The sequence below is a fragment of the Falsirhodobacter deserti genome (assembly GCF_004015795.1).
In the GTDB taxonomy this organism is placed as follows: domain Bacteria; phylum Pseudomonadota; class Alphaproteobacteria; order Rhodobacterales; family Rhodobacteraceae; genus Falsirhodobacter; species Falsirhodobacter deserti.
In genome coordinates this window covers 1190730-1216461 of sequence record NZ_ML137218.1, presented here as the reverse complement: position 1 = coordinate 1216461, position 25732 = coordinate 1190730, and the positions used below count along the sequence as shown (strand labels likewise).

Here is a 25732-nt window from a genome sequence, read left to right as displayed (position 1 = left end):
CAAAAGACGCGCCGTGACACAATCACTGAGAGTCGACATCCTTCGCCATCTTTCCTTTACCATCGGGAAGGACCAAGCCCACGCCACAACCTATGACTGGCGGATGGCGCTGTCCTATGCCATCCGCGACCGGGTGATGGAGCCGTGGTTCGCCGCCACGCGCCGCACCTGGGCGGAAGACCGCAAGCGCGTATACTACCTGTCGATGGAATTCCTGACGGGCCGTTTGCTGGAGGACGCCGCCATCAACCTTGGCCTTCACGAGGAGGCGGAGGCAACGCTTGCGGCGCTGGGCGTAGATTACCGCGCCGTGGTGGAGGATGAGCCGGACCCCGCACTGGGCAATGGCGGTCTTGGCCGTCTTGCCGCATGCTTCATGGAGTCCATGGCCACGCTGGGCTGCCCCGCCTATGGCTATGGCATCCGCTATGAACACGGTTTGTTCCGGCAAAGCTTCCATGGTGGCCAGCAGGTCGAAGCCCCGGAGGATTGGCTGGACCATCCCCACCCGTGGGACTTCGACCGCCCCGAAGCGCAATACGTCATCCCTTTCAAGGGAATGGTGGAGCAGCGGGACAGCAAGCAGGTCTGGGTTCCGGAAGAAACCGTCTTCGCACAGGCCCATGATACGCCCGTCATCGGCTGGCAGGGCAAGTGGGCGAATACGCTGCGTTTGTGGAGTGCGCGTCCCACCGGCCAGTTCGATCTGGAGCGGTTCAACCGGGGTGACTATACCGCCGCGGCCGAACCTGAAACCCTGGCCCGCACGCTGAGCCGGGTGCTTTATCCCGACGATACCACTTATCAGGGAAAGGAGCTTCGGCTGAAGCAGGAGTTCTTCCTGACATCGGCCGCACTGCAGGACATTCTGCGCCGCTTCCTGCAAAGCAGGAGCGATCTGCGTGCACTGCCGAAATATGTCGCCATCCAGATGAACGACACCCATCCCGCCATCGCGGGGCCCGAACTGATCCGCCTGCTGGTTGATGATCACGGAATCGAACTGCGCGATGCGGTGCATATTGCGCAAAAGTGCCTTGGCTATACCAACCACACCCTTCTGCCCGAGGCGCTGGAGCGCTGGGCGACCTATACCTTCGGTAACGTCCTTCCGCGCCACATGCAGATCGTGGAGCAGATCGACGGGCTGCATCTGGAGGAAAACCTTTCGCGTCCCCACTATGTCGGCATCGTAAAACATCACGAAGTGCGGATGGGGGAGCTTGCCTTCATCATGGCACACAAGGTGAACGGCGTTTCAGCCTTGCACACCGACCTGATCCGCCAGAACCTGTTTCCCGATCTGGACAGGCTGCATCCGGGGCGTATCGTGAACCAGACGAACGGGGTCACTCCGCGCCGCTGGCTCAAGATGTCCAACCCGGCACTGTCGCGCCTGATCACGCAAACCATCGGCGAAGGGTGGGAAGCCGATCTGGACAAGCTGAAGGGGCTGGAGCCGCATGTGGATGATGCTTCCTTCCGTCAGAAGTTCGGTTCGGCCAAATGGGCGAACAAGGTGCGGCTGTCGAACTGGCTGAACACGACCACGGGCATCGCCGTCGATCCCGATGCGCTGTTCGACGTGCAGGTGAAGCGTATCCACGAATACAAGCGCCAGCTTCTGAACATTCTGGAAACCATCGCGCGCTGGAAAGCGATCCGCGACAATCCGAATGCCGATTGGGTGCCGAGGGTCAAGATCTTCGCGGGCAAGTCCGCCCCCGGCTATGCCGTCGCGAAAGAGATCATCCACCTCATCAACGATGTCGCCACGGTCATCAACAATGATCCCGTGACAGGGGATATGCTGAAGGTGGTGTTCCCTGCGAACTACAACGTCTCCATGGCGGAGAAGCTGATGCCGGCTGCCGATCTGTCCGAGCAGATCTCTACGGCCGGGAAGGAGGCGTCGGGTACGGGCAACATGAAGTTCATGATCAATGGTGCCCCCACCATCGGAACGCTTGATGGTGCCAACGTGGAAATCCTGCGCGAGGTGGGGGAAGACAACTTCTTCCTGTTCGGCCTGACCGCGGACGAAGTCATCCGCCGGCGCGAGGATCCCGATCATGCCCGCAACGCCATCGAGGCAAGCCAGACCTTGCTGGATGTTCTGCAAATGATCGCCGAAGGGCGCTTCTCTCCGGATCAGCCGGACAGGTATCATCAGCTGGTACATCGCATGTGGCACCACGATTATTTTCTGGTCGCATCCGATTTCGACTCCTACATCAAAGCCCAGGGAGAGGCCGACCGCGCCTTTGCCGACCGCGACCGCTGGCTGAAGATGGCCGCGCTGAATACGGCCCGTTCGGGCTTCTTCAGCTCGGACCGGACCATCCGGGGGTACATGACCGACATCTGGGACATCGAGCCCGCGATCTGAAGGACGGACAGTGGGAGCGAACGTGACGCCGGCAATGGACCCGAACGAAGCCGCCGCCATCTGCGAAGGGCGGCATGGCCAACCGTTCGCAGTCCTGGGGCCGCACCCTGCAGCCAAGGGGTGGCGCGTCACCGTGTGGCAGCCGGGCGCGGAGCGGGTGTGGCTGGAGCCGGGCGGCGAGGCGCAGCCCGTGGAGGGGTTTCCCGGCCTGTTCATCGGCAAAACGGCCACCCGCGAATATCGCCTGTGGGCGCAAGGCCACGGCACGGAATGGACCGTCGACGACCCGTACCGTTTCGGACCCGTTCTGGGAGAGATCGACGAATACCTGCTGGGCGAAGGGACACATCATCAGCTTTGGGACGCGCTGGGCGCGCATCCTATTGTTCATGAAGGCGTGGAAGGCACGCATTTCGCCGTCTGGGCCCCCAATGCGCAGCGCGTTTCCGTGGTGGGGGATTTCAACCTTTGGGACGGGCGTCGCACCCCCATGCGCGCACGCGGAGCGACGGGCGTATGGGAGATTTTTCTGCCCGCTATCGGCCCCGGCACGCCCTACAAGTACGAGATACGCAGCAACTCGGACGAGGTGATCCAGAAGGCCGATCCTGTGGGCTTTGGCGCGGAACATCCCCCTCGCACCGCCTCGGTGGTTCGGGATCTGGCCCATCCCGACTGGCACGATGGCGACTGGATGTTGCGGCGGCAGGATGCGCAGAACATCGATGCGCCGATTTCCATCTACGAGGTGCATCTGGGCAGCTGGCGGCGCGCCTCCGGCAACCGGATGCTGTCATACACCGAGCTGGCCGAGCAGTTGGTGGATTACGTCCACTGGATGGGCTTCACGCATATCGAACTGATGCCGGTGTCGGAGTTTCCGTTCGATGGAAGCTGGGGGTATCAGCCCGTCGGGCTTTTCGCGCCGACCATCCGCCACGGCACGCCCGATGAATTCCGTGCGCTGGTAGATGCGGCGCACCGCAAGGGGCTGGGCGTCATTCTGGATTGGGTTCCGGGCCACTTCCCGTCGGACCCGCATGGCCTTGGCCGCTTCGACGGCACGCCGCTTTATGAACATGCTGATCCGCGCGAAGGCTTCCACCATGACTGGAACACGCTGATCTATAATTACGGCCGACGTGAGGTGAAAAACTACCTTACCGCCAACGCCCTTTATTGGCTGGAAGAGTATCATTTAGACGGGTTGCGCGTCGATGCCGTGGCGTCAATGCTGTACCGGGATTACTCGCGCCGGGAGGGTGAATGGGTGCCGAACCACCTTGGCGGCCGTGAAAATCTTGAAGCGATCGCCATGCTGCGCGACATGAACAGCGCCGCCTATGGCACGCATCCCGGCATCATGACTGCGGCCGAGGAATCCACGTCCTTTCCCGGTGTGTCGCGCCCCGTGGATCATGGCGGGCTGGGTTTCGGGTTCAAATGGAACATGGGCTGGATGAACGATACGCTGTCCTACATCCAGAAGGACCCGATCTATCGCAAGTACGATCATCACAAGATGACCTTCGGCCTGCATTACGCATGGTCGGAAAACTTCATCCTGCCGATCAGCCATGACGAGGTGGTGCACGGCAAAGGCAGCATGATCGCGAAGATGCCGGGTGAGGGCAGTCAGAAATTTGACAACCTCCGCGCGTATTATGCGTTCATGTGGGCGCATCCGGGTAAGAAACTTCTGTTCATGGGCTGTGAATTCGCGCAGGGGCGCGAATGGACACATGATCACAGCCTTGATTGGCACGAGGCCGATCTGCCGCAGCATCGCGGCGTACAGCTTCTGGTGCGTGATCTGAACACGCTTTACCGCGACCTGCCTGCACTGCACCGCAACGACACCCGCCCCGAAGGCTTCCGCTGGCTGGAGCCGAACGACGCCGATGCTTCGGTGCTGGCATGGGCCCGCCTTGGCGCGGCAGAGGACGAGATGGTGGTCTTCGTCGCGAACTTCACCCCAATCGAACGGGACTATCGCCTTGGTTTCCCCGCTGCGGGGCAATGGACCGAGATATTGAACACCGATGCCGCGATCTATGGAGGAAAAGATCGCGGCAATCTGGGATCGGTCACGACAGAGGCGGTGGGCTGGCACGGGCAGGACCATTCGGCCCGCATCTGCCTGCCGCCCTTGTCGGCCATCATGTTCCGGCACACGGGACGATATCAATAGAGGGAGGGCGGAGGCGGATGGCAAAGACGATGCGTGTCCTATCGGTAGTGTCGGAATGCGTTCCGCTTCTGAAAACGGGGGGGTTGGCAGACGTGGCCGGTGCCCTTCCGCAGGCGCTGGCAGAACGCGGGGTAGGGATGCGCGTGCTGATGCCTGCATACCGCAAGCAGCGCTGGCGGCTGGACGGCATGGAGGTGCTGTTTCAGGAAGAAAACCTGTTCGGCGGTACGGGGAGCGTTTATGGCGGGACCATCGGCGGGATCGATTTTTTGCTGCTTGATGCGCCGCACCTGTTCGACCGCGAAGGAGGGCCATATTCCGGCCCATGGGGCGACTGGGAAGACAACCCGCAACGTTTCGCGGCGCTGTCATGGGTTGCGGCGCGGATCGCTCGGCAGGGGCTGAACGACGGGTGGCGTCCGCAGATACTGCATTGCCACGACTGGCAGGCCGGCTTCGCGCCCGCCTATCTGGAATGGGGCGGCCCGCGGGATGTGAAAAGCATCATCACCATCCACAACATCGCCTTCCAAGGCTGGGCCAAGGCGGAGCTGTTGAACGAACTGCGCCTTCCGCCGCACGAATTCCACATCCATTCTCTGGAATATTATGGCGGATTGTCCAGCCTGAAGGCGGCGCTGGTCACGGCAGACGCGATCACCACCGTTTCCCCCAATTATGCGATCGAACTGATGCTGCCGGAATATGGGATGGGCTTGCAGGGCATTCTGGCCGAACGGGCGGATATCGTCAGCGGCATCCTGAACGGCGTCGACACGCAGGTCTGGTCGCCGGATGCCGAGGCAACGCCTTACAGCTTCGACAATCTGCGCGGCAAAATCGAGAACCGCGCCATGCTTTGCGCCGCGTTCGATCTTGAGGTGCCGGGCCCGCTTGCCATCGTCGTCAGCCGCATGACCGATCAGAAGGGGATCGACCTTCTGCCCGAAGTGCTGCCCGAATTCATCGAGGCGGGCGGAGGCATTGCCATCCTAGGGTCGGGTGATCCGGCGCTGGAAGGGGCGATGCGTGCGCTGGAACTGCGTTATCCCGAACGCGTCGGCGTGCGTGTGGGATATGACGAAGGGCTGAGCCACCTGATGTTCTCGGGCGGGGATGCGGTGCTGGTGCCCTCGCGGTTTGAACCTTGCGGCCTGACGCAGATGTACGGGCTGCGTTACGGCACGCTGCCCGTGGTGGCGCAGGTGGGCGGATTGGCCGACAGCATCATCAACGTGAACCCCGCCTCGATGATGGCGGGTGTGGCCACGGGATTCACGTTCTCGCCCACCACGGCGGATGCGCTTGCGGGGGCGTTGCGCCGTCTGGTCCGGCTTTGGCACGAGCCCGAAGCATGGGCGCAGGTGCAGCGCAATGCGATGCGTCACCCGGTTGGCTGGGAAGCGTCGGCCGAGCAATACGCGCAGCTTTATGCCGAGCTTGTTGGATGAACCTCGGCGCGACGATCACCGACAAGGGCGTTCAGTTCCGCCTGTATTCCGCACATGCCGAAGCGATGGAGCTTTGCCTTTTTCACCCTGACCGCCGCATCCCCATGATGCGGAACGGCGATGTGTGGGAGGTTGAGGTGCCCGGTATCGGCGCCGGCACCGAATATGCGTTTCGTGCGCATGGCCCGTGGCAACCCGATCAGGGTCATTGGTTCAATCCGGACCGCCTGCTGCTGGACCCGTATGCACATGAATGGACCGGCCCGCTGAAATGGAGCGTGGCGCTGCAACCGGACGCGCCGGAGGGCGGTGCGGACGATCTGCCGCATTGTGTGGTGACGGCGCCGAGACCGCCGCTGCCCCGTGGCCCCGAAACCCCGTGGGACCGCACCGTGATATACGAGGCGAATGTCCGTGGCCTCAGCATGCTGGCGGACAAGGTTCCCAGCGTGTTCCGCGGCACCTTTCTTGGCATCGCCTCCAGGCCCATCATCCGGCACCTGAAGCAACTGGGCGTCACGGCGGTGGAATTGCTGCCCGTTCAGGCATTCATCAATGACCGCTTCAGCACAGAGCGGGGGCTGACGAATTACTGGGGCTATCAGTCCTTGGGCTATTTCGCGCCCGATCCGCGTTACGGCACGCTGGGCGAATTTCGCAGCATGGTCCGCGCCCTGCACAAGGCAGGGATCGAGGTCATCCTCGACATTGTCTTCAACCACACGGGCGAGGGCGACGAAACGGGCCCCTCGGTGATGTATCGCGGGTTGGACAACCAAAGCTATTACCGGATGGATGGTGGCCGGTACCTGAACGATGCGGGCACCGGCAATACGCTGGACCTGACGCAGCCCGTCGTTCAGCGGCTGGTGATGGATGCGCTGCGCTTCTGGGCCACGCAAGGGGTGGACGGGTTCCGCTTCGATCTGGCAACCGTGCTGGGTCGCGGGGCCGGCGGCTTCAGCCCCCGCGCCACGATCTTCGACATGATCCGGCAGGATCCGGATTTGCGTGACCTGAAACTGATCGCCGAACCGTGGGATATGGGCGAGGGTGGCTATCGTCTTGGGGAATTTCCCGCGCCTTTTGCCGAATGGAACGACCGGTTCCGCGACGACATCCGCCGGCTTTGGCGGGGTGACCGGGTGATGGGCGCGGTGGCGGCGCGGATGACCGGCTCGGCCGAGGTGTTCGACCATGACCGGCGGGCGCCATGGGCCTCCATCAACTACGTCACCTCGCATGATGGATTCACGCTGACCGACCTGGTGACCTATTCGCAGCGCCATAACGATGCGAACGGCGAAAATGGCAAAGACGGTAAGGCCGAAAATTTCTCGGACAACATGGGGACCGAAGGCCCGGACGAGGCGCTGGACGAGGCGCGCGCCCTGCGCCGCCGCAACATGCTGGCCACGATGATGCTGGCGCAGGGCACGCCGATGATCCTTGCCGGCGACGAAACCGGAAACAGCCAGCAGGGCAACAACAACACCTATGCCCAGGATAATCCGACGGGCTGGGTGCAGTGGACGAAGGATCCGATCACGTCCTTTGTCTCCCGCCTGATCGCGCTGCGCGCCGACATGCCCCTCCTGCGTCAGGGCCGGTTCCTGCATGGGGAGGCCACCGCCTCGGGCCGTCCGAACGTTGCATGGCATCTGCCCGGCGGCGGCGAGGCCGGTCCGCAGGATTGGGACGACATGGCAATGCTGTGCATGGAGCTCAATGGTGAGGGGGAGGCCGCGTTCATCGTGCTCAACCCCGTCCGCGCCGCTGCGCTTTCCCTTCCGACGGGGCGTGACTGGCAACTGGTTCTTGATACGACGCAACCCGATGCCGATGCGCCGGCATGGGGGCTTGAAGCGCCCGCGCATTCCGTGCTGGTCTTCCGGCACACCGACTAGGGACAGAAGATGACGACAATTCCGACAGTTGCTTTCGACGACCAGAAGCCCGGCACATCGGGCCTGCGCAAGAAGACGCGCGTCTTCATGCAGCCGCACTACCTTGAAAACTTCGTTCAGGCGATCTTCACCGCGATCGGGGGCGCCAGGGGCAAAACCTTTGTTCTTGGCGGCGACGGGCGTTATTTCAACGACCGCGCGGTGCAGGTTATCCTGCGCATGGCGGCAGCGAATGGCGCATCGCGGGTCATCGTGGGGCAGGGCGGCATCCTATCCACGCCAGCCGCATCCAACTTGATCCGCCAGCGCAAGACGGATGGCGGCATCATCCTGTCGGCCAGCCACAATCCCGGCGGCGAGGATGAAGATTTCGGCATCAAGTTCAACATGCCCAACGGCGGTCCCGCCCCCGAAAGCATCACCGACGCGATGTACCGCGAGGCTTCAGCCATCGTCAGCTATGAAATCCTCGAGGCGCAGGATGTAGATCTGAACGCCCTTGGGGAAACCAGCCTTGACGGCATGGCCGTCGAGGTGGTCGACAGCGTTGCCGATTACGCGGCACTGATGGAAACGCTGTTCGATTTCGACGCGATCCGCGCGATGTTTGCGGGCGGCTTCCGCATGCGGTTCGACGCGATGTGCGCCGTGACCGGCCCTTACGCGACCGAGATTATCGAGAACCGCCTTGGTGCCGCCGCAGGCACCGTGACACATGGCACGCCCATGCCCGATTTCGGCGGCATGCATCCCGATCCCAACCCGACCTGGGCGCATGAGCTGATGGACGAAATGATGGGCCCGGACGCGCCCGATTTCGGCGCAGCCTCGGACGGGGACGGGGACCGGAACATGGTTGTGGGGCGTGGCATCTATGTGTCCCCCTCCGACAGCCTTGCCGTTCTGGCGGCGAATGCGCATCTGGCGAAGGGATATGCCAAGGGGATCGCGGGTGTTGCCCGCTCCATGCCGACGTCGGCTGCCGTGGACCGCGTTGCCAAGGATCTGGGGATCGAGGCGTTCGAGACGCCGACCGGCTGGAAGTTCTTCGGCAACCTGCTGGATGCGGGCCGCGTCACCCTTTGCGGCGAAGAAAGCTTCGGCACGGGTTCGGACCATGTGCGTGAAAAGGATGGTCTGTGGGCAGTTCTGCTTTGGCTGAACATCCTTGCTGTGCGCAAGCAGTCGGTGGCCGATATCCTGAACGAACATTGGCAGAAATACGGGCGCAACTATTACTCCCGCCACGATTTCGAGGCGGTGGACAAGGAGAAGGCCGACGAGATGGTGGCCGCGCTGCGTGGTGCACTGGCTGATCTGCCGGGGCGCACCATGCAGGGCATGGCCGTCGCTGCCGCCGACGATTTCAGCTATACTGATCCGGTGGACGGTTCCACGTCGGCCAAGCAGGGCATCCGGGTGCTGTTCGAGGATGGCAGCCGCATCGTGATGCGTTTGTCCGGAACGGGCACGCAGGGTGCCACCCTGCGCCTTTATCTGGAACGGTATGCCGAGTCAGGCTTCGATCGCGACCCGCAGGACGCGCTGGCCCCGGTGATCCAGGCTGCGCATGAACTGGCGGACATCGCTGGCCATACCGGACGGACCGAGCCTGACGTGATCACCTGATCGCTGCTGCGCAGCCCTTCAGGGCTGCGTAATCATCCTCGATCACGCTGACGGGGAAGGCGCGCACGAAATCGGAGAATCGGCCTTTGTCGTGCATCGCCTCGGCAAAGCCCAGCTGGCCCATCCAGGGAACCATCGCCCGCGCCATCCCCCCGCACAGCGCAATCCCGCCGAAGGGCAGGTGAAGCAGCGCAAGATTGCCGACCACCGAACCAAGAAGGCCGGTAAAAATCCGTGCCGCCTCGGTTGCGTCGCTGTCCTGCCCGATCATCGGGATGATCTCCCTCGATGCGCGCTCGCTGCCGGTCACGAAGCCGTAGATCGCGGCAAGGCCACGCCCCGACAGGGCTTCTTCCACCGTTGCGATGCCGTGGATGGTTTCCAGATGCCGCGCAAAGCGCAACTCCTGCTCGGTCCGGACCGGCAGGTTGATATGGCCGCTTTCCGAGGGCGGAACGATACGACCGAAGGCCGTAGTGTAAACGGGGCTGGAATTGAACCCCGTTCCCACGCCCACAACCAGGCGGCTGGCATCTTCGGGGGCTGCTTTGCCGGGCAGGATTTCTCGCAGCGGAATGTGGCCAAGCGCATGGCCCTGTGCCTGAAGGTCGTTCAGAACCGCCACCGATGACGTTCCGGTGATCTCGGCCAGCCGGATGGGATCGATCGTCCAGTCAAGGTTGGTCAAGCGGGCCACGCCGTTGCCCACGGGGCCCGCCACTGCAAGGCATGCGCCAGAAATGCGCTCTCCCGCGTCGACAAGGAAGCGCTTCACCAGCATGTCGATGCCCGTGAAATCTGCATTGGCAAAGCGGCGGACGCTGTCCTCGCGTATTGTAAGCCCGTCGGACAGGGCGATCCGGGTGTTCGTGCCGCCGATATCGGCCACGAGGCTGAGATTGGACATGAAATCCTCCCTTTGACTTGAGTTTAGGTGTTCTTCGTTCCCTCGCAACTTCGAAATCCCGTCTTATGTTGGACTTAGGCGAATCGAGGAGAGCGCATGGACGCAGCAGCGAAGCCTGTCGACTGGGCCGACAGGAACTGGTGGCGCGGAGCGACGATCTACCAGATCTATCCGCGCAGTTTTCAGGATACCGATGGCGATGGTGTGGGCGATCTGCGAGGGATCGAGCAGCGACTTGATCACATCGCGGATCTTGGTGCCGATGCCATCTGGATCAGCCCGTTTTTCAAATCGCCGATGAAGGACTTCGGCTATGACGTGGAGGATTACACCCGCGTCGACCCGATGTTCGGCACGAACGAGGATTTCGACGCGGTCATCCGGAAGGCCCGGTCGCTGGGCCTGCGGGTGATGGTCGATCTGGTGTTCTCGCACACCTCGGACCGGCATCCTTGGTTTCAGGAAAGCCGCCTCAGCCGTGATAATGCGAAATCGGACTGGTATGTCTGGGCCGATCCCAGCCCCGACGGCACCGTGCCGAACAACTGGTTGTCGATGTTCGGCGGATCGTCCTGGCGATGGGACTCGCAGCGGGAGCAGTATTATCTTCACAACTTCCTGGCCTCGCAGCCCGACCTGAACCTGCACAACCCCGAGGTGCAGGAGGCGCTGCTGGACGTTCTGCGCTTCTGGCTGGAGCGGGGGGTCAGCGGCTTCCGCTTCGATGTCATCAACTTCTACTTCTGCGACCGTTACCTGCGGAGCAACCCGCCGCTTCCGCGCGAGCTTCGGAATGACAGCATCGCGCCGTCGGTAAACCCCTATAACCACCAGCTGCACCTGTTTGACAAGAACCAACCGGAAAACCTCGATTTCCTGCGCAAGCTGCGTGCTGTGATGGAACCCTACGCCGCCGCTGCCGTGGGCGAGGTGGGGGATGCGCAACGCGGACTGGAGATCATGGCCGAATACACGACCGGCAATGACAAGGTCCACATGTGCTATCCGTTCGAACTGTTGCAGCCCAAGAAGCTGACGGCGCCGCTGCTGGAGGAAACGTTCCACCGGATGAACCGTGCGGCACCGGACGCCTGGCCCTGCTGGGCCTATACCAACCACGACACAGTCCGTCTGCCGACGCGCTGGAATGCCTCTGACGCGGCGCTTCGAAGCTATGCCGTTCTTCTGATGTGCCTGCGCGGTTCCGCCTGCATCTATCAGGGTGAGGAGCTTGGCCTGCCCGAAGCGGAGCTGGCGTATGAGGATCTGCAGGATCCCTACGGAAAGGAGTTCTGGCCACAGTTCAAGGGACGTGACGGGGCACGCACCCCGATGGCGTGGACGCAGGGCACGAATGGCGGGTTCAGCACCGCGCAGAAGCCCTGGCTGCCTGTTGTGTCCACCCACCTGGAAAGGGCGGTGGAAACGCAGGCGGGTGTGCCCGGCTCCATGCTGGAGCATTACCGCAAAGCCCTGCGCCTGCGCCGCGATTATCCCACCTTGCGGCATGGCGCGATGGACGCCCTTTGGACGCAGGGCGATCTGATCCAGTTCCTGCGGCTGGGGGTGGAGACGATCTTCTGCGCCTTCAACCTTGGCGACGGAACGGTCGAGGCGCGCCCTCCGGAAGGGAACTGGATGGTGATGGGAACCGACACGGGAGCAAAGCCGCCTGCCGCGTCGGTAACCTTGGGGCCTTGGGAATTCTGCCTCGCCCGCCGGGTCTAGTTCAGGCGGACTGGCCGGCTGCCGCCATTGGTGGTCAGCCAGTCCGGCCACCCGACATAGCGTTCGACGATGAACAGCGCGGCACAGGCCGCGATCACGCACAGCACGAGGATCACCTTCCACATCGGCGGAGGGTGACGCACCCATTGCGCCATGCGAAGGAACCAGATCAGGTTCATGTATCCTCCGTGAACCGTACCTTGCCGATATAGGGCAGGTTGCGGTTCGACTGGGCAAAGTCGATCCCGTATCCCACCACGAATTCGTCGGGGATGGTGAAGCCGGTCCATGTCGCCTTCATGTCCACCTCGCGGCGGGAAGGCTTGTCCAGCAGGGCGCAAACCTCCAGCCTTTTGGGGCCGCGCGACCGCAGAAGCGCCGTCACATGCGACAGGGTGAAGCCGGTATCGACGATATCCTCCACCACCAGCACGTCGCGGCCCGCAACCTCGCCGCGCAGGTCCTTCAGGATGCGAACCTCGCGGCTGGATTGCATCGCATCGCCATAGGAGGAGGCTTCAAGGAAATCGACCTCCACCGGCAGGCCGATCTCGCGCACCAGATCCGCGATGAAGATGAAGCTGCCGCGCAACAGGCCCACCACCACCAGTTTTTCCGTCCCCTCGTAATGGGCCGTGATTTCGCGTGCCAGATCCTCCACCCGTGCCGCAATGGCCTTGGCCGAGATCATCTGGTCAATTTCGTAGGAACGTTTCGTCATGCTATCCCCTTGCACATGTGGACCCGAGTAGCGAAAACCTCTCGGGAAGTCACGGAGGATGCCATGCCGACCCATCACGAAACCCGCCGCCTGCCATACACGGCGGCGCAGATGTTCGATCTTGTGGCCGATGTCGGCTCTTACCCGAAATTCCTGCCGTGGAACTCGGCTGCGCGCATCCGGTCCCGCACGCCGGTCGAGGGCGGCGGAGAGATGATGGAAGCCGATCTGGTGATCTCGTTCAAGGTATTTCGCGAACGGTTCGGCAGCCGCGTGACGCTGTGGCCCGAACAGAACAAGATCGATACCGAATATCTGGACGGCCCGTTCAAGTATCTGAAATCCACCTGGTCCTTCCGCGACCTGCCGGAAGGCGGCTGCGAGGTGGATTTCTTCGTTGATTTCGAATTCCGCAACGCCATCCTGCAGGGCATCATCGGGATGGTCTTCAACGAGGCGATGCAGCGGATCGTCCGCGCCTTCGAGGCGCGGGCCGCAGAGCTTTACGGTTCGGGCAACTGATCCATGCCGGTGGCCGCGCGCAGCATCTTCAGCGCGTGGGCCATCGTCGCTTCCCGCACCGCGCTTCGGCCAAGGGCGCCGAAATCGACCGTTTCCGTCACCGTGGGGTGATCCTGCATGGCAAGGCCGAAGCAGACGCGCCCTTCAGGCTTGTTCTCGCTTCCGCCGGGGCCAGCAACGCCTGTCACGCTGACGGCGATCGTCGCCCGCGAACGGTCAAGTGCGCCTTGCGCCATCTCGGCGGCAACGGCTTCGGATACCGCGCCTTCGGCATCCAGCGTCTCGGGGGAAACGCCCAGCATCTCCACCTTGGAGGGGTAGGAGTAGGTCACGAACCCACGCTCGAACACCTTGGAGGAACCGGGGTTGCGCGTGATCTCGGCGGCAATCAGGCCGCCGGTGCAGCTTTCGGCGGTTGCGATGGTTATGCCGGTTTCTTCGGCATGTTTTTGGAAATCGATCCAGCTCACATCAACACTCCATGTGCGATGCCGGCGGCCACCATCGTGGCGAAACCGGCAAACAATCCGGCCCAAAGATCGTCGGCCATCACCCCGGCCACGCCGCCCCTCCGGTCGGCGCGGCCGACCAGCCACGGCTTCCAGATGTCGAACAGGCGGAAGAACAGGAACGCACCCACCCATCCGGGATAGGCGATGACGGCCCAATTCTCCACTCCGTGCCACCAGAACGCGGCGGCGGGAAACAGAAGCGCCAGCCATTGGCCCGCGACTTCGTCGATGACGAATTCGGACGGATCCTCATGCTCGCCGCGCAGTTCGTGACCCAAGGCCCACCAGCCAACGACGGTCACAAGAACCGTCGCGACGACCAGCGCGGGGAAACCAAGATACCGATCGATCAGCAGCCCAAGGATCAACGCCCCGGCAGAGCCCCAGGTTCCCGGGGCCGGTCGCAACAGGCCCAGCCCGAAACCAAGGCAGATCCAGCGCGTCATGTCAGTCCCTCATCAGAAGCGCGGTGGCGACAGAGGCGATGCCTTCCTCGCGGCCCGTGAAGCCAAGCCGCTCCGATGTTGTCGCCTTGACGGAGATGCGGCCGACCTCCACCCCCATGATCGCGGCCAGAGCTTCGCGCATTGCCTCGGCATGGGGACCGATCTTCGGACGCTCGCACACCAGCGTCACGTCGCAGTTCATCAGGCGATATCCGCGCGCGGCCACCCGTTCCATCGCGTGGCGCAGGAAGATGTGGCTTTCCGCCCCCTTCCATTTCATGTCCGACGGGGGGAAGTGCTGCCCGATATCCCCTTCGGCAAGCGCGCCATAGATCGCATCGGTCAGCGCATGCATCCCCACATCCGCATCCGAATGCCCCTGAAGGCTGCGTCCGTGCGGAACTTTCACCCCGCAAAGCCAGACGTGATCCCCCTCGCCAAAGCGGTGCACGTCATAGCCGTTGCCGATGCGGATATCCATGTCGCGCCCTTTCAACAGCCGCTCGGCCCGCGCGAAATCGTCGGGCCATGTCACTTTCAGGTTGGATTCGTCGCCCTCCACGATGGCGACGTCAAGGCCCGCCGCGCGGGCAACCTCCACATCATCCGCGGCGCCGCCCGGATGCGCCTCATGGGCCGCAAGGATGGCGTCGAAGCGGAAGCCCTGCGGGGTTTGCGCCCGCCAAAGGTTCGTTCGGTCCTGCGTGCCGGAAACATGCGCCTCGCCCCGCCAAAGCGCGTCGGTGACAGCCAGTGCGGGTGCGGCGCCGGGGGAGGCCTCCAGCGCTGCCAGAACACGCGCGATCACGGCGGGCGGCACCAGCGGGCGGGCACCGTCATGGATCAGAACGCGCGTGACGCCGCGCCCTTCCAATGCACGCAAGGCGTTCAGCACGGATCCGGCGCGTGTGTCGCTGCCCTCCACAACCTCCACCTCCAGCGGTTCGGCAAGGGGGCGATCATCGGGGTGGATCACAAGAAGGCGTTGAAGTCCGGCAAACGCTTCCAGCGTGTGCGCGATGATCGGGCGCCCGTTCAGGGGCCGCCACTGCTTGGGCAGCCCACCGCCGGCACGGCTGCCGCGGCCTGCGGCGACGATGATGGCAACTGTGGTCATTTCCTTGCTATGGCATGCTCCACCCCTCAAGGAAAGTGTCGCCTGCGCCCACGAACTGTGCATGGCGCACAATAAAGCATCATCAACACCTTTCCGGGCGTTGATGCGGTTGCAACCAAATTGTAAATCGTTGGCGCAGGGCGTACCCCGAAGGCTGACGCTCAAGGATTAGGCAGTTGTCCATTCAGATCGCCTCCGTAACCATTGACCCGCCCGTGCTGCTGGCCCCGTTGGCCGGCATCACCGACTTGCCGTTCCGCCAGCTGGTTTCGCGGTTCGGGGCGGGCCTCGTTGTTTCCGAAATGGTCGCCAGCCAAGAGGTCGTGCAGGCCAAGCCCGAAGCACGGGCGAAGGCGGAACTGGGACTGGGCGATCAGACCACCTCGGTCCAGCTTGCAGGGCGCGATCCGCACTGGCTGGCCGAGGCGGCGCGCTATGTCGAGGGGCAGGGCGCACGCATCATCGATATCAACATGGGCTGTCCGGCCAAGCGCGTCACCTCGGCCAGCGGCAACGGGGCCTGCGGGTCCGCGCTGATGCGGGAACCTGATCTTGCGCTGCGCCTGATCGAAACGGTGGTGAATGCGGTTTCCGTTCCTGTCACGCTGAAGATGCGCCTTGGCTGGGATGATGACAGCCTGAACGCACCGCAGATCGCCCGCATGGCCGAAGGGGCCGGCATCCGCATGGTCACGATCCACGGGCGCACGCGCTGCCAGTTCTACAAGGGGCAGGCCAATTGGGCCGCAATCCGGCCGGTAAAGGAGGCGGTGACCATTCCCGTCATCGCCAATGGTGACATCACCAGCCCTGCCGCTGCCGCCGAGGCGTTGCGCCAGTCAGGGGCAGACGGCGTCATGGTGGGGCGCGGCGCGCAGGGACGCCCGTGGCTTCTGGCCCAGATCGCCTCGGCGTTGCACGGAGGGGCTGCGCCCGAAGTGCCGGCAGGTGCAGATCTGACGCATATGGTCATCGGCCACTATACGGCGATGCTGGATTTTTATGGCATCGAACTCGGCGTGAAGGTCGCCCGAAAGCATCTGGGCTGGTATCTGGAGGCCGCCGGGGCGCCCAAAGGAAACGTGCTGACACTGAACGATCCAGAACAGGTGATCGACGCGCTGCACGGGGCGTTCAGCCAGAAGGCGATCGCCGCATGACCCTCCCCAGCGACGCGTCGATCTGGTCCAGCCTTCCCGTTCCCGCCCTGTTGGTGGATGCACAGGATGCAGTGATCGCGATCAACCCGCTGGCGGAAAGCTTCCTGAACGCGTCAGAGAAAAGCCTGCTGAACGAGCCGGTGCTGGACCGCCTTTCCATCGATGCGCCGATGGACGAGGCGATCGCCCGCGTGCGCCGCAACCAAGGCGCGATGTCCATCAATGATGTGGACGTGACGACGGGGGAACGCCCTCCGATCCAGTGCAACATCCAGATCGCACCCTTCGCCGATGTGCCGGGGGCAGTCATGCTGCTGATCTGGCCGCGCGAGATTGCCGACAGGCTGGGCAAGGCCGCCGCCGTCCGGTCTGCCGCACGGTCGGCCATCGGCATGGCGGAAATGCTGGCGCATGAGATCAAGAACCCGCTGGCCGGCATATCGGGTGCGGCGCAGCTGATCTCGGTCAACCTCGCGCCCGAGGATCGGGAACTTGCCGATCTGATCGTGGAGGAAACGCGCCGCATCGTGAAGTTGCTGGAGCAGGTGGAGCAGTTCGGCAATGTCCGCCCGCCCGAACTTCGCCCCGTGAACATCCACGACGCGCTGGACAAGGCCCGCCGCTCGGCGATGGTCGGGTTTGCCGCGCAGATGACGATCGTGGAGGATTACGATCCTTCGTTGCCCATGACCTATGCCGATCCGGACCAGTTGATGCAGGTGTTCCTGAACCTGATCAAGAACGCGGCCGAGGCGGCAGGGTCGGGCGGCGGCACCATTCGCCTGCGGACCTTCTATGACCTGTCACTGCGCCTGCGCCGGCCGGATGGCGGGGGCACCGTCCCGCTGCAGGTGGAGATCATCGATGACGGCCCGGGCATAAAGCCCGAAATCGCGGCGCAAGTGTTCGATCCCTTCGTTTCGGGGCGTGAGAACGGCACAGGGCTTGGCCTCGCGCTGGTGTCGAAGATCGTGTCCGACCATCGCGGGATCATCGGCGTGGATTCCGTTCCCGGCCGCACCGTGTTCCGCGTGTCACTGCCCGTTGCCCCGCGCATGGCAACATCAAACCAGATGGAGAACTGAATGGACGGCACGATCCTTGTCGCAGATGACGACCGCACCATCCGCACGGTGCTGACCCAGGCGCTGACGCGGGCGGGCTGCAAGGTCCATGCCACCTCGTCCCTTCTGACGCTGATGCGGTGGGTGGAAGAGGGCAAGGGGGATCTGGTCATCTCGGATGTCGTGATGCCCGACGGCAACGGGCTGGAGGCGCTGCCGCGCATCGCGCGACTGCGGCCGGGCCTGCCGGTCATCGTCATCTCGGCCCAGAACACCATCATGACAGCCATTCAGGCCGCAGAGGCGGAAGCGTTCGATTATCTTCCCAAGCCGTTCGATCTGCCGGACCTGATGAAGCGGTCGGCGCGCGCGCTGGATACCAAGCGGCGCGCCTCGGCCCGCCCCGTTCAACCGCGCGAGGGCGGGGACGATCTGCCCCTGGTTGGCCGCACCCCGGCGATGCAGGCACTTTACCGGTTGGTGGCGCGGGTGATGAACACCGATCTGCCCGTGCTGGTCACCGGCGAATCGGGCACCGGTAAGTCGCTGATCGCGCGCGCGATCCACGATTTTTCCGACCGGCGCGCGCAGCCTTTCGTGGTGGCGCAACCGGCGGATTTGCATGGCCCGGACGCCGCGGCCACGCTATTGTCGAAGGCCCGCGGCGGCAGCCTCGTCTTTGATGAAGTGGCCGACTACGATGATGAAACGCAGGCCCGCATCGTCCGCCTGCTGGATCAGCTGGGCGATTCCGCACCGCGGATCATGGCAACCTCGCAATCCGATCTTCAGGCCCGGATGGAACAGGGGGGCTTCCGGCAGGACCTGTTCTATCGCCTTGGCGGCGTGACGCTGCATGTGCCGGCCCTGCGCGAACGTGTGGACGATATTCCGCTTCTGGCCGAACATTTTCTTGCACGTGGAGAGCGGGACACGGGGTCCACCCGCCGGCTTTCCCCCGAGGCGCGGGAGATGGTCCGCGCCTATAACTGGCCCGGAAACGTGCGGCAGCTTGAAAACACCCTGCGGCGGCTTGTCGTCACCTCGGCCGAGGCAGAGATCACAAAGGCCGAGGTGGAGGCGGTTCTTGGCAACCAGCCCGCCATGGAACCCCTTCGTGGCGGCGGCGAGGGCGAGAAGCTATCAGCCTCGGTCGCACGGCATCTGAAGCGGTATTTCGATCTGCATGGCGGGGCCTTACCGTCGCCGGGCGTTTATCAGCGCGTGCTGCGCGAGGTGGAAGGTCCGCTGATCGAGATTGCACTGGATGCGACAGCCGGCAACCAGGCGAAATGTGCCGATCTGCTTGGGATCAACCGCAATACACTGCGCAAGAAAATCACCGAACTGGATATTCGCGTGACACGCCGCCGGAAGCTGATGTAAAAGCGCAACAGAAGGCACGCCTATCCGGTGGGTCATGTGGGTAAAGTTTCCCGTCGAATGAGGGCAAGCGTCTCCGTGCGATCTGCGGCACGCAACAACACCTTCATGCGCCTGTCGCGGCTTCGCCGCCAGCGCAAGGTGCAAACGGCTGCGACCTTCGCACTGGTCGCGCTTGGTCCGGTCTTGACGGGGCTGACGCTGCTGTTTCTTGGGCCGTTGAAACTGTCCAGCGGATCGCCGGCGCTGCGTCTCGTGCTGCTGACGGACCTTGTCTATGTGCTGGTCGTGGCGGCGCTGGTGATGGCGCGCGTGGCGCAGATCGTCGCCGACAGGCACAGCCGTTCGGCTGGATCACGCCTGCACCTGCGGCTTTCGGGCGTGTTCGCGCTGGTGGCGCTGATCCCGACGATTCTTGTCGCAGTTTTCGCCGTCATCACGCTGAACATCGGTCTTGAAGGCTGGTTCTCTGACAGGGTGCAGCGTGTTGTTGGCAATTCGCTGGCAGCCGCGCAAGCCTATGAGGCGGAGCATCGGCAGGACTTGATCGACGACGCCCGCGCCCTTGCGCAATATCTGGACACGGCCAAGCGCACCACCTTCTTCCTTCAGGATGACCAGTTGCGCCCCATCCTTTCGCAAGGGCAGGAGCTTGTGCAACGAGGGTTGCGCGAGGCGTACCTGATCGATGGCGGGGGGGAGCTTCGCACGCGGGGTGATCGCAGCTACCTGTTCGATTTCGACCGCCCCACGCGAGCCCAGATTGTGCAGGCACAGCAGGACGGCGTGGCGGTGATCCAAGATTGGTCCCATAACGAGTTCCGCGCCATCGTGCACCTTGAGGCGTTTCCCGACCGCTATCTTTATGTCACGCGCGAGGTGGATGGCCAGATCCTGAGCCTGCTGGACGATACGCGCGAAACCGTGCATCTTTATCACCAGCTTGAGGCGGATCGCGGCCGGATGCTGTTCGAATTCGCGCTGCTCTATCTGGGCTTTGCCGTCATCCTGATCCTTGCTGCCGTGTGGCTGGGACTGTGGTTCGCCGAACGGCTTTCGGGGCCGGTGGGCCGTCTGGCAGGCGCGGCGCAGCGCGTTGGCGGGGGCGATCTGGACGTTCAGGTGGCTGAGGAGGATGGCGATGACGAGATCGCCATGCTGGGCCGGCTGTTCAACCAGATGACGCGTCAGTTGAAGCGCCAGCGGGACGATCTGGAACACAGCCATGCGCAGGTGGAACGGCGGCGCAGGCTGTTCGATTCGGTGCTTTATTCGGTGACATCGGGCGTGATCGGTCTGGATGCGCAGGGGCGGGTGGATTTCATCAACCGTGCCGGCCGCCGCCTGCTGGACATGGATTCTACCGATCTGCCGCTGGACGTGGCGGTACCGGAATTCGCGCCGCTGTTCGCCCGCCTGCGCGAAATGGGCGGCACCGTACAGGAAGAGCTGCGAATTTCGCGCAAGGGGAAGCTGGAAAGCCTTCTTGTACGCATGTCGGTGCGGGAAACGCCTGAAGGGCTTGAAGGCTATGTAATTGCGTTCGATGACGTGACGGATCTTGTCAGCGCACAGCGCCTGGCCGCATGGGGCGACGTGGCGCGCCGCATCGCGCACGAGATCAAGAACCCGCTGACGCCGATCCAGCTTTCGGCCGAACGCATCAAGCGCAAGTTCCGTCCCCTGGTCGGTGATATGGCGGGTGATCTTGAACAATATACCGACGTCATCGTGCGGCAGACGAATGACCTGCGGCGCATCATCGACGAATTTTCAAGGTTTGCCCGCATGCCGGAGCCAGATCGTCGCGAACACGACCTTGTGAAGATCCTGCGAGATGCGGCAATCCTGCAGGTCGGCCTGAATATCAAGACGGATCTGCCGGACACCCCCCTCGTGATGGATCTTGACGCCACAATGATCTCGCAAGTCCTGACAAACCTGTTGAAGAATGCCGGTGAAGCCATTGAGGAGGCAGGTAAATCGACAGTAAAAGACTATTGCCCGGAGATACGTCTTTCGCTTTGCACCGAGGCAGAGGCCGCTGTGATCCGCATCGCCGACAATGGCTGCGGCCTTCCGCCAGATAGATCGCGCCTGTTCGAGCCCTATGTGACGACACGTGAAAAAGGGACGGGACTGGGCTTGGCGATTGTCAAGAAAATCGTTGAAGAACATGGGGGCACGCTGTCGCTGACGGATGCGCCAGTGTTCGATGGAAATGATCATGCGGGTGCGATGGCGGAAATCCGTCTGCCGCGCACTCCGCGCCGCCGCAAGAACGGAGAAGGCAGATGAGCAGCATCCTGATCGTCGATGACGAGCGTGATATCCGCGAGTTGATTGGCGACATCCTGCGCGACGAAGGCTTCATCGTGCGCCTTGCCGGCAATTCGGACGATTGCATGGCCGAAATCAACGCCGATCCGCCCTCGTTGATCATCCTTGATATCTGGCTGAAGGACAGCCGGATGGACGGGATCGACATCCTCAAGACGGTGAAGCGCAACAACCCCGATGTGCCGGTGGTGATCATCTCGGGCCATGGCAACATCGAGATCGCGGTCGCCGCCATCAAGCAGGGCGCATATGATTTCATCGAAAAGCCGTTCAACATCGACCAGTTGATGGTTGTTGTGACGCGGGCAATGGAAACGTCCCGCCTTCGTCGCGAAAACAGCGAGCTGCGTCGCCGCGACACCACCTCGGCCGAGATGATCGGCTCCTCCTCGGCGTTTCGGACGCTTCGCCAGCAGCTGGACAAAGTGACGAAGTCCAACGGGCGCGTAATGCTGACGGGCCCGGCAGGGTCGGGCAAGGAAATGGCGGCGCGGTACATCCACACTAATTCTGCCCGCGGGGAGGCCGCTTTCGTCACCGTGTCCTCGGCCGGGATCGAGCCGGAGCGGATGGAGGATGTGCTGTTCGGCCGCGAAACGACCGAGCGGGGGCTGGAAAAGGGACTGCTGGAACAGGCCCACGGCGGCGTCGTTTATCTGGACGAGGTGGCAGAGATGCCGCTCGGCACCCAGTCCAAGCTGCTGCGGGTTCTGGTTGAACAGCAGTTCACACGAGTAGGCGGCGTGGAGAAGGTGCGCGTCGACCTGCGGGTCATCTCCTCCACCTCGCGGGATCTGCGAACCGAGATTGCCGCCGGGCGCTTCCGGCAGGAGCTTTATGACCGGCTGAACGTGGTGCCAATCGCGGTGCCGTCGCTGGCCGACCGGCGTGACGATATCCCCGAACTGGCGCGGCATTTCCTTGAACTGCTGCACAAGGCGCAGGGGCTGCCGCTGCGCCGCCTGTCGCCGGATGCCGAGGCGACCTTGCAGACCATGCCCTGGCCCGGCAACGTGCGCCAGCTTCGCAACGTGATCGAGCGTGTGCTGATCCTTGGCGAAGGCTCCGGCCCGATTGAACCGGCCGAACTGCCTGGCCTGGAAGGCGCCCCCGCGATGGATGGCCGGTTAAGCATCGGCGGGCTGATCGCATCCATGGCGCTGCGCGAAGCGCGCGAACTGTTCGAAAGGGAATACCTTCTGACCCAGATCAACCGCTTCGGCGGGAATATCAGCCGCACGGCCAGCTTTGTCGGGATGGAACGTTCGGCGCTGCACCGGAAACTGAAGTCCCTTGGCGTGGTCAAGGGCAACGGAACCGAGGATCAGGCATGAAGGTCATCATCTGCGGCATCGGGCAGGTGGGCTGGCAGATCGCCCGCCAGCTTTCGGGCGAGCGCAATGACGTGACCATCATCGACATGACGGTGGATCTGGTGCGGCGTGCTACGGAAACGCTTGATGTTCAGGGTGTTATCGGTTTCGCCAGCTATCCTGATGTGCTGGAACGGGCGGGCGCCAAGGATGCCGACATGATCATCGCGGCCACCCGGTCGGACGAGGTGAACATGGTCATCTGCCAGGTGGCCCACTCCATCTTCGAGGTGCCGCGCAAGGTGGCGCGCCTTCGGGCGCAAAGCTATCTCGACGCGATCTATGCCGATCTGTACCGCTCGGGGCATATGCCCATCGACGTCGTGATCTCCCCCGAAAAGGAGGTGGCGGAGGCCGCGCTGCAACGGCTGGCAGCCCCGCAGGCCTTTGACACTGAAAGCTTCATGGAAGGGCGCGCGCAGCTTCTGGGCCTTGCGCTGGACGAGGATTGCCCCGTTCTGCACACGCCGCTGCGCCAGCTGAACGAGCTGTTTTCCACCCTGCGGGCCATCGTGGTCGGTATCCGGCGCGAAGGGCGGCTGTTCGTGCCGGATGCGGGCGTTCAGCTTCTGGCGGGGGACGCCGTTTACATCTTCACCCATTCGCATGACGTCGCCCGCACGATGGAGGTGTTCGGAAAGGCCAGCCGTAAACAGGAACGGGTTGTCATCATCGGCGGCGGCGCGGTGGGGCTTGCTGTGGCGCAGGCACTGGAAAAGCGCCGCGATGGCGTGCGTGCGAAACTGATCGAGTATGACCGTGGCCGTGCGGAAGCCGCCGCCGACGCGCTGGAAAAGACCATCGTGTTGAATGGCGACGGGATGGACGGTTCTCTTCTGGAGGAAGCCGATATCGGCCGCGCCGATGCGGTTCTTGCCCTGACCGATAACGACAAGACGAACCTTCTGGCCGCCGTTCGCGCGAAGGAGGCGGGATGTGCGTTATCGATCGCGCTGGTGAACGATCCGACGCTGGTGCCGCTGATGGGGCCGCTGAACATCGACGCCCATATCAATCCCCGGGCGACCACCGTTTCATCGATCCTGCGCTATATCCGGCACGGGCGGGTTCGCCAGATCTATGCCATTGGCGATTCCGAGGCGGAACTGATCGAGGCGCAGGTCCTTTCAACCTCTTCCATGTCGGGCAAGATGATCCGTGACATCGCCTTTCCGCCGGGCGTGCTGGTCGGGGGGCTGCTGAAAGGTGACCGGATGATGAAGCCCGACCCCGATCTGCGGGTGGAGGAGGGCGACATCATCGCCATCTTCGCCATGAGTGCGGACGTTCCCGAGGTGGAACGCCTGCTGCAAGTTTCCATCGACTTCTTCTGATGTCGCGCCTTGCACGACTTCCGCTGCTGATCTGGCTTGGCATCATCGGCGGCGCTTTCATGTATCTTCCGGCCGGCCATGCGCTGGTGCGGGGGAACATGCCCGTTTCGCGGGCCTTTTTCTATTCCGGGACGCTGGTTCTGATCGTCGCGGCAATGCTGGCCATCGCGACCGCGAACCGCCGCTCGAAAGACGTGGCGCGGGGCCATCTGGCAGCGATGCTCGCGGCCTATCTGGTGATGCCGCTTGTGCTCGCGATCCCGTTCAACTGGACAGTGCCGGATACAAGCTTCTTCAACGCGTGGTTCGAGATGCTGTCCAGCTTCACGACCACGGGCGCGACGCTGTACGACACGCCGGGGCGTCTGCCCGACACGCTGCACCTGTGGCGGGCGCTTGTCGGCTGGTTGGGCGGGTTCTTCGTGATCTTGACGGCGGTTGCGGTCATGGCACCGATGAACCTTGGCGGGATCGAGGTCATCTCGGGCCGTCCGCCGGGCCGTCCCGCCCTTGGCGCATGGATCGAGGTTGCCGATCCTTCAGAGCGGATCCAGCATCACGCGCTACGCATCTTTCCCGTCTATACCGGCCTGACACTGGTGCTTTGGGCACTTCTGCTGGTCAGCGGAGAGCCGGGGATCTTCGCGTTGTCCTTCGCCATGGGCACGCTTTCCACGTCCGGCATCTATCCGGGCGTGGACTTCGCGCAGCAGCCCGGCCTTCGCATGGGAGAGATGTTCGTCTTCCTGTTCTTTTCAGTGGCGATCACCCGAAGGATGCTGCCCGGCCTCGCCTCGATCGAGCGGTCTTTCCGCATGCGCGACAACCCCGAGGTGCAGTTCGCGGCACTTCTGATGCTTAGCGCGCCGACGATGCTGGTCCTGCGCCACTGGCTGGGCAACGTGGATTATACCGGCGGGCTGGGGCAGTTCGCACACGCGCTTTGGGGCAGCATTTTCACGACACTCAGCTTCATGACGACGACGGGGTATGTTTCGGGGGGGTGGGATGTGGCGCGGGGCTGGTCAGGGCTGGACAGTTCCGGCCTGATCCTGCTGGGGCTGGCCGTGGTGGGCGGCGGTGTAGGAACGGCAGCGGGCGGCGTGACATTGCTGCGTGTCTATGCCCTTTTTCGCCATTCGCAGCGCGAGATGCAGCGGATCATCCACCCGTCCTCCATCGGGGGTGGCGGGCCGGTCGCGCGGCGTATCCGCGGCGAGGGGGCCTATGTCGCGTGGATCTTCCTGATGCTTTTCGCCCTTTCTGCCGCCGTTGCCATGATGGCGCTGGCACTGGTGGGGGTGGGGTTTGAATCTGCGCTGATCCTCACCATATCAGCCCTGACCACGACCGGCCCCCTTGCAGGGGTTGCGGGAGAGGTGCCGGTGCTGTGGTCGGATCAAACGGCGGCGGCAAAGGTCATTCTGGCGGCGGCCATGGTGCTGGGGCGTGTGGAAACATTGGCGGTTCTTGCGCTGATCACCCCTGCAACGTGGCGTCGCTGATCAGCGGTTTGGGTCTGGAACATCGCCCTTTTCCGCTTCATAGTGGATATGCA

Annotated in this window: 20 protein-coding genes; 14 read left to right on the top strand and 6 right to left on the bottom strand. The window is 63.2% G+C overall.

Features of this window, described 5'->3' with window-relative positions; genetic code table 11:
* The first annotated feature begins 13 nt into the window (after positions 1-13).
* From JX25_RS06130 to JX25_RS06110, 5 genes are read left to right on the top strand one after another with little or no spacing between them, the layout of a single operon-like run.
* Positions 14-2389, top strand: coding sequence for a glycogen/starch/alpha-glucan phosphorylase (locus tag JX25_RS06130; protein ID WP_241557864.1), 2376 nt, complete (start codon positions 14-16; stop codon positions 2387-2389).
* A gap of 34 nt (positions 2390-2423) precedes the next feature.
* On the top strand, positions 2424-4580 hold the full coding sequence (gene glgB / locus JX25_RS06125; RefSeq protein ID WP_128255196.1) for a 1,4-alpha-glucan branching protein GlgB: 2157 nt from the start codon (positions 2424-2426) through the stop codon (positions 4578-4580).
* A gap of 17 nt (positions 4581-4597) precedes the next feature.
* A complete protein-coding gene (gene glgA / locus JX25_RS06120) occupies positions 4598-6031 on the top strand; it encodes a glycogen synthase GlgA (RefSeq protein ID WP_241557863.1) in 1434 nt (477 codons plus the stop codon).
* Complete coding sequence (glgX, locus tag JX25_RS06115) at positions 6028-7938, top strand: glycogen debranching protein GlgX (protein WP_128254173.1); 1911 nt, start codon at positions 6028-6030, stop codon at positions 7936-7938. Before glgA ends, glgX begins: the two co-directional genes overlap by 4 nt.
* A 9-nt stretch (positions 7939-7947) precedes the next feature.
* Positions 7948-9567 carry an alpha-D-glucose phosphate-specific phosphoglucomutase gene (locus tag JX25_RS06110; protein ID WP_128254172.1) on the top strand — a complete coding sequence of 540 codons (1620 nt, stop codon included), beginning with the start codon at positions 7948-7950 and terminating at the stop codon, positions 9565-9567.
* Here the strand turns inward: JX25_RS06110 and JX25_RS06105 are convergent.
* Entirely contained in the window at positions 9560-10474 is a 915-nt protein-coding gene (locus tag JX25_RS06105; RefSeq protein WP_128254171.1) for a glucokinase, read from the bottom strand. The two genes, JX25_RS06110 and JX25_RS06105, sit on opposite strands and share 8 nt — an antisense overlap.
* 96 nt (positions 10475-10570) lie before the next feature.
* Between JX25_RS06105 and JX25_RS06100 the strand changes: the two genes are divergently transcribed.
* Positions 10571-12202, top strand: coding sequence for an alpha-glucosidase (locus JX25_RS06100; RefSeq protein WP_128254170.1), 1632 nt, complete (start codon positions 10571-10573; stop codon positions 12200-12202).
* Here the strand turns inward: JX25_RS06100 and JX25_RS06095 are convergent.
* Positions 12199-12381 carry a hypothetical protein gene (locus JX25_RS06095; protein ID WP_128254169.1) on the bottom strand — a complete coding sequence of 61 codons (183 nt, stop codon included), beginning with the start codon at positions 12379-12381 and terminating at the stop codon, positions 12199-12201. The genes JX25_RS06100 and JX25_RS06095 overlap by 4 nt on opposite strands.
* The gene (gene hpt / locus JX25_RS06090; protein WP_128254168.1) at positions 12378-12923 is read right to left on the bottom strand and encodes a hypoxanthine phosphoribosyltransferase; all 546 of its coding nucleotides are present in this window, start codon (positions 12921-12923) and stop codon (positions 12378-12380) included. The genes JX25_RS06095 and hpt overlap by 4 nt, the downstream gene beginning before the upstream one ends.
* 63 nt (positions 12924-12986) lie before the next feature.
* Between hpt and JX25_RS06085 the strand changes: the two genes are divergently transcribed.
* Positions 12987-13445 carry a type II toxin-antitoxin system RatA family toxin gene (locus JX25_RS06085; RefSeq protein WP_128254167.1) on the top strand — a complete coding sequence of 153 codons (459 nt, stop codon included), beginning with the start codon at positions 12987-12989 and terminating at the stop codon, positions 13443-13445.
* On the opposite strand, the gene JX25_RS06080 is transcribed toward JX25_RS06085, so the two are convergent.
* Genes JX25_RS06080 through JX25_RS06070 form a run of 3 tightly spaced genes read right to left on the bottom strand, consistent with a single transcriptional unit; the run spans position 13427 to position 15520 of the window.
* Complete coding sequence (locus tag JX25_RS06080; protein ID WP_128254166.1) at positions 13427-13915, bottom strand: CinA family protein; 489 nt, start codon at positions 13913-13915, stop codon at positions 13427-13429. The genes JX25_RS06085 and JX25_RS06080 overlap by 19 nt on opposite strands.
* Positions 13912-14403 (bottom strand): phosphatidylglycerophosphatase A family protein, encoded by a 492-nt coding sequence (locus tag JX25_RS06075; protein ID WP_128254165.1) that lies wholly within the window; start codon positions 14401-14403, stop codon positions 13912-13914. The genes JX25_RS06080 and JX25_RS06075 overlap by 4 nt, the downstream gene beginning before the upstream one ends.
* A gap of 1 nt (position 14404) precedes the next feature.
* Positions 14405-15520: a bifunctional 2-C-methyl-D-erythritol 4-phosphate cytidylyltransferase/2-C-methyl-D-erythritol 2,4-cyclodiphosphate synthase gene (locus JX25_RS06070; protein WP_128254164.1), complete on the bottom strand. Its 1116-nt coding sequence runs from the start codon at positions 15518-15520 to the stop codon at positions 14405-14407.
* A gap of 176 nt (positions 15521-15696) precedes the next feature.
* Here JX25_RS06070 and dusB point away from each other — a divergent pair, with 176 nt between their 5' ends.
* The 7 genes from dusB to JX25_RS06035 all read left to right on the top strand — a co-directional run bounded on the left by dusB (position 15697) and on the right by JX25_RS06035 (position 25679).
* On the top strand, positions 15697-16680 hold the full coding sequence (gene dusB / locus JX25_RS06065) for a tRNA dihydrouridine synthase DusB (RefSeq protein ID WP_128254163.1): 984 nt from the start codon (positions 15697-15699) through the stop codon (positions 16678-16680).
* The gene (locus JX25_RS06060; RefSeq protein ID WP_128254162.1) at positions 16677-17765 is read left to right on the top strand and encodes a two-component system sensor histidine kinase NtrB; all 1089 of its coding nucleotides are present in this window, start codon (positions 16677-16679) and stop codon (positions 17763-17765) included. Before dusB ends, JX25_RS06060 begins: the two co-directional genes overlap by 4 nt.
* Positions 17766-19130, top strand: a complete 1365-nt coding sequence (locus JX25_RS06055) for a response regulator (protein ID WP_128254161.1) — start codon at positions 17766-17768, stop codon at positions 19128-19130.
* Positions 19131-19205: 75 nt separating this feature from the next.
* A complete protein-coding gene (locus JX25_RS06050; RefSeq protein WP_128254160.1) occupies positions 19206-21425 on the top strand; it encodes a sensor histidine kinase NtrY-like in 2220 nt (739 codons plus the stop codon).
* A complete protein-coding gene (ntrX, locus tag JX25_RS06045; protein WP_128254159.1) occupies positions 21422-22801 on the top strand; it encodes a nitrogen assimilation response regulator NtrX in 1380 nt (459 codons plus the stop codon). The genes JX25_RS06050 and ntrX overlap by 4 nt, the downstream gene beginning before the upstream one ends.
* On the top strand, positions 22798-24174 hold the full coding sequence (gene trkA / locus JX25_RS06040; RefSeq protein WP_128254158.1) for a Trk system potassium transporter TrkA: 1377 nt from the start codon (positions 22798-22800) through the stop codon (positions 24172-24174). The genes ntrX and trkA overlap by 4 nt, the downstream gene beginning before the upstream one ends.
* Positions 24174-25679 (top strand): potassium transporter TrkG, encoded by a 1506-nt coding sequence (locus tag JX25_RS06035; RefSeq protein WP_128254157.1) that lies wholly within the window; start codon positions 24174-24176, stop codon positions 25677-25679. The genes trkA and JX25_RS06035 overlap by 1 nt, the downstream gene beginning before the upstream one ends.
* Positions 25680-25732 lie beyond the last annotated feature (53 nt).